Source organism: Amycolatopsis japonica, assembly GCF_000732925.1.
Lineage (GTDB): Bacteria > Actinomycetota > Actinomycetes > Mycobacteriales > Pseudonocardiaceae > Amycolatopsis > Amycolatopsis japonica.
Window position 1 is genome coordinate 8524866 of sequence record NZ_CP008953.1, and the last position, 13134, is coordinate 8537999.

The window sequence follows — 13134 nt, forward strand, 5'->3', positions numbered from 1 at the left end:
GCCGTTTCGCCCCCTCGAAGGCGGGTCTGACCTGCGTTTGCGGCTTCGGTGACTCAGGCGGCCGCGGGGGCGAGGACGTCGGCCACGACGCAGGTGATGTTGTCCGGTCCGCCGCCTTCGTTGGCCAGGTCGATCAGCCTCGGGACGGTGTCGGCGGGATCTTGGAAGGTGCCGAGGACGTCCTTGATAACGGTTTCGACAACCGTTGCCGTTAACCCGTCCGAGCACAGCAGGAGACGGTCGCCGGGGACGGCGTCGAAGGTCCAGATGTCCGCTTCGCCGCTGCCGGTGCTCAGGAGTGCCTTCATCAACAGCGAGCCGCGGGGGTGTCCTTCGACCTCTGACGGGTCGATGCGGCCGTCGTCGGCGAGGGCTTGGGCGAGCGTGTGGTCGCGGGTGAAGCGCTGAAGCGTCCCGCCGCGGAGGAGGTAGCCCTTCGAGTCGCCGATGTGGGCGGCCGTGAAATGCGAGCCGTCGAACAGCAGGGCGGTCAGTGTGGTGCCCATGCCCCGCGTCTCGGGCTCCTGCTCGGCCGTCGCGGCGAGCCGGTCGTCGATGGTGCGGAGGCCGCCGGTGAGCACCTCGACCAGGTCGACGTCCGCGAGGTCGAAGCCGCGGAGGTCCGTGTCGAGCCGGGACAGGACGCCGACCGCCGCGGCGCTGGCCACTTCGCCGTGCGGCTGCCCGCCGATGCCGTCGGCGACCGCCAGCATCCTGGCGCTGGCGTAGACCGAGTCCTGGTTGACCTGGCGGCGCCGTCCGACGTCCGAGCCGGCGGCGTACCGAAGGGTGTACCTCATGGACCCCAGTAAAGCAGCTGTGTACTGAGTTCACAAACAAAGGGTTGGAATAGCCAGCTGTCGGTTACGATGCGGCGATGGAGGAGCAAGCCACCGTCACCGCGGCGGACATCGCGCGCATCGCCGGAGTCGGCCGCGCCGCCGTCAGCAACTGGCGTCGACGTTACGGCGATTTTCCGCCGCCTGTCGGCGGGACGGCGTTGAGCCCCCTCTTTTCCCTGTTCGCCGTCGAAAGCTGGCTGCGTGAGCGGGGAAAACCGGTCGAGATCTCGCTCGGCGACCGGGTCTGGCAGCGGCTGCGGAACCTCGGCGACGACCTGGCGCTCGGCGACCGCGTCGGCCGGGTGGGGTCGTATCTCTCGCGTCGAGGCGTGTGGAGCGTCTCGCCGCGCTACGACGACGCGGAACTGCTCGGACTGCTGGACCGCTTCGCCGAGGAGCGAGGAGCCCGCGAGGCCTACGAGTTCCTGTGCGAACGCTACGTCGAGGCGCACTCGCGCCAGCTGTCCGTCACGCCGGAACCGGTGGCGACGTTGATGTCCCGGCTCATCGGCCCCGAACCCGGTGTCGTGCTCGATCCCGCGTGCGGGCTCGGGACGCTGCTGCTGGCCTCCGGCGGGACCCGGCTGCTCGGCCAGGTCGACGATCCGGCGACCTCGTGCATCGCCGCGCATCGGCTCCTGCTCGCGGGGGCGGACATGGAGATGTACGGCGCGGACGCCCTGTCGATGGACTCCTACGAAGGGGTTCTCGCGGACGCTGTCGTCTGCGATCCGCCTTTCAACGAAAGGGAATGGGGGTACGACGAACTCATCGGCGACCCGCGCTGGGTGTACGGCCAGCCGCCGCGCGGCGAGCCGGAACTGGCCTGGGTGCAGCACTGTCTCGCGCATGTGAAACCCGGCGGGCTCGTCGCGATCCGCATGCCCCCCGCCGCGGCCGGCCGTCGCACGGGGCGGAGGATTCGCGGGAACCTGTTGCGTGCCGGTGCTTTGCGCGCCGTGGTCACGGTCGGCGGCGCCGATCTCTGGTTGCTGCGGCGGCCGGAATCCGGGGAACGGCCACCGTCCCGGCTTCTTCTGACGACTGATCCGTCCACTGTGGAGGGATATCTGCGCGGTGCCGACGTACCTGGCACGGTCCGGATCATCGATCTGCTCGACGAGGAGATCGACCTTTCCCCGGTTCGCCATCAGGCGCGCGGTGAACACGCGGGCGAAGCCTTCCTTGAAGCCCTCAAGCGTTTCGAGGGTGTTCGGCCGGAACCGCCATCGCTGGTCGTGTCCGACGAGAAGCCCTCGTACGTCACGCTCGGGGAACTGCTGAAGTCCGGGGTGCTCACCGTGCCGGAATCGGTGGAAGAAGGCGACGTCGTCGCGTCGCCCGCCGTGCCCGCATATGTCCACAATGGAGAGACGTTCACAGCTGAGCCGACGATGTCGAAGTACCGCACCGATCCCGAACGGCTCGACGCCGCGTTCCTCGCCGGCTGTCTGCGCGCGGCCGGGCAGATCGCGCCGACCTCATCGACCAGGATCGACCTCAAACGCACCCGGATCCCGCGCCTGCCGATCGAGACGCAACGTGCGCACGGGGCGGCGTTCACCCGGCTCGCCGCCTTCGAGGACGCCCTGCGCGAGGCGGCGGAATCGGGCCTGGAGCTGGTGAGGCTAGGCTTGGCCGGGCTCACCGAAGGACAGCTCAAGCCGGAGAACTAGTGCTTATCGCCGATCGCTACGAACTCGACGAGCTGCCGCTCGGGCGGGGTGGGATGGGCGCGGTGTACGCGGGCCACGACCGGCATCTCGGCCGCCGCGTGGCGGTGAAGTTCCTCGGGCTTCCCGGCGGCCCGGACGCCGAACTCGAACAGCGTTTCATCCGCGAGGCGCGGATCCTCGCCACCCTGGAACACGCGGGCGCGCCGACGTTGTACGACTTCGGCACCTATGACGAGCGGTTGTACCAGGTCATGCAGTTCATCGAGGGCGTGACCGTCGCCGACCTCGCCGCCGAACACGGGCCGCTGCCGGTGCCGTGGGCGGCCGCGATCGCCGCGCAGGCCTGCGCCGTGCTGTCCGCCGCGCACGCGCTGTCCATCTGTCATCGCGATCTCAAACCCACCAACCTGATGCTGTGCCCCGACGGCAGCGTGAAGGTGCTCGACTTCGGGCTCGCGATGCTGCGCGAAACCGACGTCGCCCAGTTCACCCGCGCCGGGCAGATCCTCGGCACCCCCGCGTACATGGCGCCCGAGCAGATCCAGCGCGGGATCGCCGGGCCGCGCAGCGATCTGTACGCGCTGGGCTGCGTCCTGCACGAAATGCTGACCGGCAGGCAGCTGTTCACCGGCCCGACGGCGTACGCGGTGTTCGAGAAGCAGGTGAAGGAGAGTCCGGCCGAAGTGGACGGTGTCCCGGGTGGACTGAACGTGCTGCTCGCGGATCTGCTGGAGAAGGACCCGGAACGGCGGCCCCGCGACGCGGACGAACTGTTCGGGCGGCTGGCCGTGTTCGCGCGGGACCTGCCGCCGCTGCCCGGATATCTGGACGAGGGCGCCAACCCGGGCCGGATGTACGCGAGGGTCGTAGGCCGCGTGCCCTGAGCTGAAAGGGACTTTCTCGCATGCGATGCGGGGAAAGCTCCCTTCGCCGCATCGGATGAGGTGAAGGGCCCCTTCAGCCCCTGAGACGCGATCGTGACCTGCCGATCAACAACCCCGACCGGGTGAGCTCCGTCTTTACCCATGTCAGACGGACTACGGACAAACGGGGGTAAGGGTCGTGAAGAAGTTCCTGGTGGGGGTGACCGCACTGGCCACAGCGCTGGTGCTGACCGCGTGTTCGGGCAACGCCGGCGGCAGCGCGCCCGGTGGTGGAGCCGTCGCGCAGGGCGACCCGGCAGGCGGGCCCACGACCACGTCGGCGCCGTCTTCGACCCCGGCCACGTCGTCCCCGACGCCGACGCCGAGCAGCAGCAGTTCCACGCCGAAGCCGACGTCTTCGAAGCCCAAGCCGAAGCCCACGCCGAAACCGGCGCCCAAGCCCGCCGCGAACGCCGCCGACGTGCCTTGCAAGGCCGCACTGGCCTCGCCGGGCGTGAGCGCCTGCGTGGATCTCTCCGCGCTCAAGACGTGGCTCCTGCAGGACGGCAAGGTCATCTACGGGCCGGTCAAGCAACTGCCCGGCAAGAAGGGGCACGCCACGCCGACCGGCGTGTTCCAGGTTTCGGCCAAGGTCAAGAACTACCACTCGAAGGCCTTCGACGCGCCGATGCCGAACTCGGTGTTCTTCCTGCCGGGTATCGCGTTCCACACCGGCAGCCTCTCGGTGTACTCGCACGGCTGCATCCACCTGTCGGCGGCGGCTTCGCAGAAGTACTTCACGACCTTGCAGAACGGCGATGTGGTGCAGGTCGTGGCCTGATCGCTCCACCGCGTGACGATCGATTGCGGTTCGGTTGCTTTGAGATAAATGAAAGCTCCCGGCGGCAATGACTTCCCCGCTCCCGGCGACGTGCCCAGGACACGCCGGAAATGGGGAAGTGCCGATGATCTGGAGCCGGGTACTCGTCGCACTGTCGGTTTCCATCCTGCTTCTCCCGGGATGGGTGGGCGCTCCGGAAGCGACCGGAGCGCCCACTCTGCCGTCCGGCTTCGTCCTGCGCGACCAGCCGAGCGGGCAGGCCGCCTTCGATCTGACCGATTTCGCTTATCTGCCGGACGGTTCCGTGCTCAGCATCGGCAAGAGCGGCAAGATCGCCTGGGTGCCGGTCTCCGGTGCGGCCAGGACGATCGCGAACCTTCCCGTCCACGACGGCGGCGACCTCGGACTGGTCGGTCTCGCCATCGCGCCGGATTACGCCACGTCGCACCGGATCTACCTCGCGTGGTCGTTCGACACGGGCGGCGGCGCGTTCACCATGCGGGTGGCGCGCTGGACGGTGACCGGCACGGACGTCCCCACCGGGCTCGCGAACGAACGGGTGCTCGTCGATCTTCCCGGGTTCTACGACGTCCACGGCATCACGGGGCTCGTCACGGCGCCCGACGGAACGTTGTGGATCTCCATCGGCGACGCCGCCGACTTCACCAGGATGGATCCGGGCGCGTTGCGCTCGCTCGACCTCGATCAGCTCTACGGCAAGATCCTGCACGTCACCTCGGACGGCGCCGGCGTTCCCGGCAATCCGTACTACTCCGCCGCGGCCCCGGATGCCAATCGCTCCAAGGTCTTCTCCAGTGGCTACCGCAGTCCCTTCCGGTTCTCCCTCGACCCGCGGCTCGGCCTGCCGGTCGTGGGCGACGTCGGCTGGAACACCTGGGAAGAGGTGGACGTCGTGCGGCCTGGGGCGAACCACGCCTGGCCCTGTTGGGAAGGAAACGCCCCCACGCCGGGGTATTCCGGGCTGGCGGGCTGTGCCGGAGTGGTCAACACGCCGCCGATCACCGCGTACCACCACGGTTCCGGCGTCGACGAAGGTAACAGCGTCACCGCCGGGATCGTCTACAGTGGATCGTCCTATCCGGACGAATACAAAGGCGCCTTCTTCTTCGGTGATTACGTCACGCAGAAGATCTGGACGATGACGTACGACAGCCAGGGCAGGCTCGTGCGCGCGCCGGAGCGGCCACCGAAGTTCACCGGAGTCGGCGGTCCGGTCAAGTTCGCGGCCGCGGCCAACGGCGACATCGTGTACGCCGACATCCACACCGGCAACCTGCGGCGCCTCAGCTATCCGGGGACGAACGCGGAACCGGTCGCGGTCGCCACTTCCGAAACGAACCCCGAAACCCGCACGGTCACCTTCGACGGCGGCGGTTCCTACGACTTCGACGGCGATCCGCTGACCTACCACTGGGATTTCGGTGACGGCACGAGCCAGACCGGCGTCCGCGTGACCCACGCCTACGGCACCGGGCTCACGAGAGCGACGGCGCGGCTCACCGTCACGGACCGGCTCGGCGCGTCCGGCGGTACGGACGTCGTCGTGGTGCCGGGAAACCATTCGCCGCAACCGGTGATGACGGACCCCGGCGCCCGGACGTTCGCGGTCGGGGAACCGGTCGTCGTCGAGGTGACGGCGACCGACGCGGAGGACGGCGTGCTGCCGGTCTCGTGGACCACCCTCATCCGGCACTGCCCGGAGGAAGCGACCTGCCACGCGCATCCCGGCTCGCCGGGCGGCGGACCGGCGTTCACCGTGCCCTTCACCGACCACCAGGACTCCCACGTCGAGATCACCGCGTCGGTGACCGACAGTGCGGGGGTGACGGCGAGCAAGACGTACGTCGCCATGCCGCGTGAGCACCGGCTGACGCTGACCGCCAACGTGGCGGCGGCGTTGAGCATCCCGGCCGAGGGCGGGGTCAGCACCGCGATGGTGACCGAAGGCGCGACGTTCGAGGTCGTGGCGGAGGAGATCGCCGCGGACGGCGTCTCGACGTTCTCGAACTGGTCCGACGGGCGGGCGTCGCGCACGGTGACCGTGACCGTTCCGGCGAACGACCTGACCCTGATCGCGAACTACCTCACCCCGATCGACAAGCGCTACCAGGCGGAACCCGCGCTGCGGCAACGACTCGGCGCACCCGTCGGGCCCGAGGTCGCCGACGGGACCGTGCGCTACCGGCCGTACGCGAACGGCAGGCTCTACTGGAGCGCCGAGACCGGCGTGAAGCAGATCGAGGGCGAGATCCTCAAGAAGTACCTCGCGCTGGGCGGGCACCGGAAGTTCGGGCCGCCCGCGACCGACGAGACCGCCACCCCGGACGGCGTCGGCCGCTACAACCACTTCCCGAACCGGCCCGGCACCATGCAGTCGTCGATCTACTGGACGCCGTCGACCGGCGCGCATCCGGTGTACGGGCGGATCCGGGTCAAATGGGCGGCGCTGGGCTGGGAGGCGGGCCCGCTCGGCTACCCCACGACCGACGAGCTCCCGACCCCCGACGGCGCAGGCCGGTTCAACCACTTCAGCAAGAAGGCGTCCATCTACTACACGGTGCAGACCGACGCGCACGCGATCTGGGGCCGCATCCGGGTCCGGTGGGAGGCGCTCGGCTGGGAGACAGGCCCGCTCGGCTACCCCACCACGGACGAGTCCGCCACTCCGGACGGCGTCGGCCGCTACAACCACTTCACCAAGGCGGGCTCGATCTACTGGACGATGGCCACCGATGCGCACGCGGTCTACGGTGCGATCCGGCAGCGGTGGGCCGCGCTCGGCTGGGAGCGGTCGTACCTGCGCTACCCGGCGACGGACGAGTTCGGCATCCCCATCGGACGGCAGAGCAGCTTCCAGAGCGGCTACATCACCTGGAACCGGACCACGGGGCAGGTGATCGACCGACGGTGGTGATCACAGTTCGATAAAGGCACTCGAAAGTGTGAAATGTCCACCTAGGCCCCTTCGATGAGACGTTCGACTGGGGAAAGGGGCCCTTGCATGCCTTCGAGATTCCGTGCGCTCTGTCACGCCCTCGTGACGTTGCTGATAGTGACCTTGCTGGTGCCGCTGACGTCCACATCGGCGTCCGCGGCGCCGGTGCTTCCGCCCGGCTTCGTCCTGCGTGACCAGCAGAGCGGGCAGGCTCCGTACGACCTGACCGACTTCGCCTACCTGCCCGACGGCTCGATGCTGACCACGGGGAAGCAGGGCAACGTCGCCTGGGTGTCCACCACCGGGCAGACCCAGAGCATCGCCACCCTGCCGGTGCGCAGCACAGGCGACCTGGGGCTCGTCGGAATCGCGATCGCGCCCGACTACGCAACCTCCCGCACGATCTACACGGCACGCGCGGTCGACGTCGCCGGCGGCGGGATCGCGCTGCGCGCTTCGCGCTGGACGGTCACCGGTACCGCCCAGCCGACCGGGCTGACCGCCGAGAAGGTGCTCATCGAGGGCGCCGCCAACACCGACATCCACGGCATCACCGGCGTCGTGGCCGCGCCCGACGGCACGGTATGGGTCTCGACCGGCGACAGCTCCCGGTTCCAGGGCGCGGCCGACCCGTTCGCGCTCAACGTGTACGACCTCGACAAGATCTTCGGCAAGATCTTCCACATCACCGCGGACGGTGCGGGCGTTCCCGACAACCCGTACTACACCGCGGCCAACCCGAACTCCTTGCGCTCCAAGGTGTTCGCGAGCGGCTTCCGCAGCCCGTTCCGGTTCAGCCTCGACGCCAGCACCGGTCTGCCGGTGGTCGGCGACGTCGGCTGGGGCACCTGGGAGGAGATCAACTTCGTCCAGAAGGGCGCGAATCTCGGCTGGCCCTGCTTCGAGGGCAACCAGCCCGCGGACGGTTTCTCCGCGATGCCGCAGTGCGCTTCGGCCGTGAACACCCCGCCGATGCTGGCGATCAGCCACGGGCAGGGCGTCGACAACGGCAACAGCATCACCGCCGGGATCGTCTACAATGGAGAGTCGTACCCGGAGGAATACCGGGGCGCGTACTTCTTCGGCGACTACGCCACCCAGAAGCTCTGGACGGCCAAGTACGACACGCAGGGCCGCGTCGTCCGCCCGCAGGAGACGCCGCCGAAGTTCACCGGCATCGGTGGCCCGGTCAAGTTCCTGGCCGCGTCCAACGGCGACATCGTCTACGCCGACATCTACAGCGGTCTGCTGCGGCGGCTCAGCTACACCACCGGGAACAAGGCGCCCGTCGCGGTCGCCACTTCCGAAACGAATCCCGAAACCCGCACGGTCACGTTCGACGGCAGCGGTTCCTACGACTTCGACGGCGACCAGCTGACCTACGAGTGGGACTTCGGTGACGGCACCACCGGCGCCGGCGCGAAGATCAGCCACGCCTACCCGGCGGGCACCGAAAAGTTCACCGCCAAGCTGACGGTGAAGGACGGCCTGCAGGCGTCCGGGAGCACGGACATCGCCGTGGCGCCCGGGAACCACTCGCCGAAGCTGACCATGACCGACCCCGGCGAGCGGCTGTTCGCCGTCGGTGAGGAGGTCAAGGTAGGTGCGACCGTGACCGACACCGAGGACGGCGCGCTCCCGGTAACCTGGACCACCCTGGTCCGGCACTGCCCTGAGAACGCGGTCTGCCACGCGCATCCGGACCACAGCGGCACCGGACCCGAGTTCGCCATGCCGTTCACCGATCACACGGACTCCAACCTGGAGTTCACCGCGACGGCGACCGACAGCGCGGGCGTCAAGGTCTCGAAGACCTACATCGCGAAGCCTCGCGAGCACCGGCTCACGCTGACCAGCAACGTCGCCGCGGCACTGGGCATCACGCCGGAAGGCGGGGCCTCGTCGGCGATGGTGGTCGAAGGCGCGAAGGTGGAGATCCAGGCGGCCGAGGTCGCTTCGGACGGCGCGTCGACCTTCACCGGCTGGTCGAACGGTGCCACCGGGCGGCTGACCGAGATCACCATGGGCACCACGGATCTGACGATCACGGCGAACTACATCACCCCGATCGACAAGCGCTACCGCGACGAACCCGCGCTGGCGCAACGACTCGGCGCGCCGACCGCGCCCGAGGCCGTCGACGGCACGGTCCGCTTCCGCACCTACGAGCGCGGGCGGCTGTACTGGTCGAAGGACACGGGCGTGAAGCAGATCGAGGGCGAAATCCTCAAGAAGTACCTCGCCCTGGGCGGCCACAAGGAATTCGGCCCGCCCGCGACCGACGAGATGACCACGCCGGACACCATCGGCCGCTACAACGACTTCCCGGTGTGGCCCGGCAAGATGCAGTCGTCGATTTACTACACGGTGAACACGGGCGCGCATCCGGTGTTCGGCCGGATCCGCGTGCGGTGGAAGGCGCTGGGCGCCGAGGCCGGTGAACTCGGCTACCCGACCACGGACGAGGGCATCACGCCCGACCGGATCGGCCGCTACAACCACTTCAGCAAGAACGCGTCCATCTACTACACGGTGCAGACCGACGCCAAGGCGATCTGGGGCCGGATCCGTGTCCGGTGGGAAGCGCTCGGCTGGGAGGCAGGCCCCATGGGGTATCCGACCATGGAAGAGGCGAAGACGCCGGACGGTATCGGCCGCTACGTCCACTTCACCAAGGCCGGCTCGATCTACTGGACGATGCAGACCGACGCGCACGGGGTCTACGGGGCCATCCGGCAGCGTTGGGAAGCGCTCGGCTGGGAGAACTCCTACCTGAGGTACCCGACCACCGACGAGATGGCCGTCACCGGCGGACGGCAGAACAACTTCCAGGGCGGTTACGTGTTCTGGAACGCCTCCAACGGTGCGGTGACCGACCGCCGCTGGTAAGCGGTCAACGCGCGTGAAGGCCCCCTTCCCTCGGCTCAGCCGAGGGAAGGGGGCCTTCACGCGTTTCAGAGTTGCAGCACTATCTGCCGTCGAGCACCACATGGACGACTGCCTGAACGAGTGAATTTCGGCGGTCAAGTGTCCGGCCCGGCGGGTCGGTCCATGGTGGTCTATTGCCAGACCACCACAATCATCGCTCGTGAACGAGAAGACAAATGAGAGCTCAGTGGGGAGCTCTGGAGCCGAACAGCACGGAGGCGTCGTCGCGGTAACGCCCGCAATGGCGCAGGCTTGGCTCACGAACATGGCAACAAATCGACGCATCAGCTCAAAACGTGTCAAGCACTATGCAAGCATTATGGCCGCCGACAACTTTCACCTCAACGGCGAAACGATCAAAATCGACGAGCACGGTCAGTTGATCGATGGCCAACATCGATGTGCGGCGGTCGTACAATACGGGAAGCCAGTCAAGATCTATGTCGTGTACAACGTGCCACGCTCCGCGATCGTGACAATCGACATGGGCCGAGCACGCTCACTCGCCGATCAGCTGCGCGTTGCATACGACTACACCAATACAGGCGACCTGGGGACAATCATTCGTCTCATTCTGGAGTGGAACGAGACCGGCTGGATATCTCATGCCACATTCCGCCAGGTGGACCCCCTCGAGGTACATGAATATGTTGTCGCCAATCCTGGTGCCACCGATCTGACGAAGAGCGCAGGGGCCCTGGATCACGGCGCAGTGAACGCCATTATGAAGCGAAATCATTGCGCATTTCTTATGTGGCTGTTCTCTCGAATCGATCCGGATGACGCCAAGAGGTTCATGCACAACCTTGTAAACAGTATCGCCGAGTATGAAAATGACCCTTGCGTCGTGCTTCGAAAGCAGCTACTGCGCATGCGGAACGATCGATTCGGGCACACTAAAAGGAATATCGTCATCGGCATGACCATCCAGGCATGGAACAAGTGGCGTGAGCGCAAGCCCGCGAAACTCTTCCGCATGCCGATTTCCACTCAGCCCTGGGATGCCGACAGCTACCCTCAGCCCATCTAGAGGATTTCAATCGCGGCGAAGGTACGTTCGCATGCGCATCTCTAATAGAACTTAGTTCTCGAAACTTCTACATCAACGGCGATGGATTGTCCATACAGGAGAGTGTCGCCCGGGCAATCGTCGAGAATCGGCGTATCTCGGGCGAACAAAACCCTGCTCCAAGCAGGCTGGAAAGTGCCGTCAAAAGGCACCCATCAACACAGAGGGATCTTCGCAAGGCAATAGTCACACTAACACCCCAGCAATTCACCAGCCACCATATACTGGACCGCATTCCCTGGTTATTCGAGTCCAGGAGTCAGTATGTGGACTGGAAGACCCACCTTGCCCATGAATTAGACGTAGATCCACTTCCGATCTACATCGTAGGAAGTGCCTGCCTGGGTTTCAGCCTGTCTCCACGCAAAAGATTCGTGGAGTTTCACAGCGATTCGGATATCGACGTGGCGATCGTCAGCAGCCGACATTTCGAGGAAGCTTGGCAAAAACTTCGCAGTCTCGGCCCGGTGGATCTATTGGGACCTGAAACTAGAGCCGCAGACTTTTTGAACTGGCACAGAGGAAATCTCGTCTTCGATGGCACTATCGCCACCGACAAGATCCTCGACATGCTCCCCTTCGGTCCCGCCTGGACCAGAGCCTTCGGCCTGGCTTCAACTCGCCAGCCGACCCTGGGACGCGACATCCGAGGGCGCATATATAAAGACTGCCAGTCTCTGCGCGCCTACCAGGAAAACAACGTGAGAAGACTCAGAGCAAGCCTCTTGGCCGACGACGAATAAGCAGGGTGAATAATTTGAGCAGAATAGACATGACCGATTATCCTCAACAATTCCTTGAAGTTGCCCACCAAACCGTCTCATGGTTCTGGGGAAGACTGCAGAATAAAGAACTCAACATACGCCCCCCTTTTCAGAGGAACCCAGTCTGGCAAGACCGGCAGAAGGCATACCTGATCGACTCGATCCTACGAGGATTCCCTGTCCCCGAGCTCTACCTGCAATCCACCGTCACCAGTGGAGGCGATGAGGTTCATACCATCGTGGACGGACAGCAACGGGTGCGTGCATGTCTTGAGTTCATATCCAACAAGTTTGCATTGGGCGAAGAATCCGATGAGCTTGCAGGCCTGAAGTTCGACCAGTTGCCCGATGCACAACGCCGGAAATTCTTCGAATACAAGTTCGTCGTCCGATCCCTCCCCGCGCTGTCGACAGATCTAGTTCGCGACATTTTCGCACGGTTGAACAGGAATAATATCGCCCTGAACAAACAGGAGCTGCGGCACGCAACCTACTGGGGAGAATTCATCACATGCATGGAGAGCCTGAGTCAAATGCACTTCTGGGTGAACTCGGGAATCTTCAGTTCGAACGACTTCCGTCGAATGATCGACGTCGAGTACGTCAGCGAGCTCGCCACCGGAATGCTGTTCGGACCACAGAACAAGAAGTCGAACCTGGACAAGTTCTACGCTTCATTCGAAGAAGAGTTTCCTGATCAAGACAAGGTCGAGGACACATTCAACGCCGTACTCGGCGAGCTCGAACAGTTGGTGACCTGGCCTAACAAGTTGCGCTGGTCGCGAAAGGTCGACTTCTACTCGTTGTTCATAGTGTTGGCCGCCAGGGCTTCGGAAATGCCATTCGACCGTGACGAGCGTGAACGTATCTCAAGGAGACTCGTCGAATTCTCGGCACAGGTCAACAGTCTGGTATCCCTCGTCGACAAGAAGTCGCACAAGAATTTCGAAGTCGATACCTCTGTTCTTTCCTACTCGCGCGCCATCCGAAACTCAAGCGACCTCAGCAGTCGGCGAACCCGACAGGTCGCCCTGGATGCCTACCTGCGCGGACGGCCTATATCTTTTGAGCCGGCGCCTGCCAAACACCGCGATCCCCTACGGTCATTGCCGGCCACCGAGGTTCTCATGGCCAGTATCGGCGACTCGAATACTGGTTCAAGCTTGTTAGATGGGTAACAGCAACGGCTGATCGG

The 13134-nt window shown here is 65.5% G+C and carries 9 protein-coding genes; 8 read left to right on the forward strand and 1 reads right to left on the reverse strand.

The window, feature by feature from the left end; genetic code table 11:
- Positions 1 to 53: 53 nt before the first annotated feature.
- Positions 54 to 800: a PP2C family protein-serine/threonine phosphatase gene (locus tag AJAP_RS39640; protein ID WP_084098506.1), complete on the reverse strand. Its 747-nt coding sequence runs from the start codon at positions 798 to 800 to the stop codon at positions 54 to 56.
- Positions 801 to 877: 77 nt separating this feature from the next.
- Here AJAP_RS39640 and AJAP_RS39645 point away from each other — a divergent pair, with 77 nt between their 5' ends.
- The 8 genes from AJAP_RS39645 to AJAP_RS39675 all read left to right on the forward strand — a co-directional run bounded on the left by AJAP_RS39645 (position 878) and on the right by AJAP_RS39675 (position 13117).
- Positions 878 to 2518 (forward strand): N-6 DNA methylase, encoded by a 1641-nt coding sequence (locus tag AJAP_RS39645; protein ID WP_038521240.1) that lies wholly within the window; start codon positions 878 to 880, stop codon positions 2516 to 2518.
- On the forward strand, positions 2518 to 3402 hold the full coding sequence (locus AJAP_RS39650; protein WP_038521243.1) for a serine/threonine-protein kinase: 885 nt from the start codon (positions 2518 to 2520) through the stop codon (positions 3400 to 3402). The genes AJAP_RS39645 and AJAP_RS39650 overlap by 1 nt, the downstream gene beginning before the upstream one ends.
- Before the next feature lie 178 nt (positions 3403 to 3580).
- Positions 3581 to 4222 (forward strand): L,D-transpeptidase, encoded by a 642-nt coding sequence (locus AJAP_RS39655; RefSeq protein WP_038521245.1) that lies wholly within the window; start codon positions 3581 to 3583, stop codon positions 4220 to 4222.
- Between the two features lie 124 nt (positions 4223 to 4346).
- Complete coding sequence (locus tag AJAP_RS39660) at positions 4347 to 7157, forward strand: PQQ-dependent sugar dehydrogenase (protein WP_038521248.1); 2811 nt, start codon at positions 4347 to 4349, stop codon at positions 7155 to 7157.
- Positions 7158 to 7244: 87 nt separating this feature from the next.
- Positions 7245 to 10067 carry a PQQ-dependent sugar dehydrogenase gene (locus AJAP_RS39665; protein WP_038521251.1) on the forward strand — a complete coding sequence of 941 codons (2823 nt, stop codon included), beginning with the start codon at positions 7245 to 7247 and terminating at the stop codon, positions 10065 to 10067.
- A gap of 199 nt (positions 10068 to 10266) precedes the next feature.
- Positions 10267 to 11136 carry a ParB N-terminal domain-containing protein gene (locus tag AJAP_RS42665; protein ID WP_148311642.1) on the forward strand — a complete coding sequence of 290 codons (870 nt, stop codon included), beginning with the start codon at positions 10267 to 10269 and terminating at the stop codon, positions 11134 to 11136.
- 305 nt (positions 11137 to 11441) lie between these two features.
- The gene (locus AJAP_RS43925) at positions 11442 to 11918 is read left to right on the forward strand and encodes a hypothetical protein (protein WP_148311643.1); all 477 of its coding nucleotides are present in this window, start codon (positions 11442 to 11444) and stop codon (positions 11916 to 11918) included.
- A 29-nt stretch (positions 11919 to 11947) separates the two neighbouring features.
- Complete coding sequence (locus AJAP_RS39675; RefSeq protein ID WP_084098508.1) at positions 11948 to 13117, forward strand: DUF262 domain-containing protein; 1170 nt, start codon at positions 11948 to 11950, stop codon at positions 13115 to 13117.
- Positions 13118 to 13134 lie beyond the last annotated feature (17 nt).

Bases quoted from the DNA above. Each gene is read 5' to 3' on its own strand.
- AJAP_RS39640 (WP_084098506.1), bottom strand. From the start codon at position 800: ATGAGGTACACCCTTCGGTACGCCGCCGGCTCGGACGTCGGACGGCGC.
- AJAP_RS39645 (WP_038521240.1), top strand. From the start codon at position 878: ATGGAGGAGCAAGCCACCGTCACCGCGGCGGACATCGCGCGCATCGCC.
- AJAP_RS39660 (WP_038521248.1), top strand. From the start codon at position 4,347: ATGATCTGGAGCCGGGTACTCGTCGCACTGTCGGTTTCCATCCTGCTT.
- AJAP_RS39665 (WP_038521251.1), top strand. From the start codon at position 7,245: ATGCCTTCGAGATTCCGTGCGCTCTGTCACGCCCTCGTGACGTTGCTG.
- AJAP_RS39675 (WP_084098508.1), top strand. From the start codon at position 11,948: ATGACCGATTATCCTCAACAATTCCTTGAAGTTGCCCACCAAACCGTC.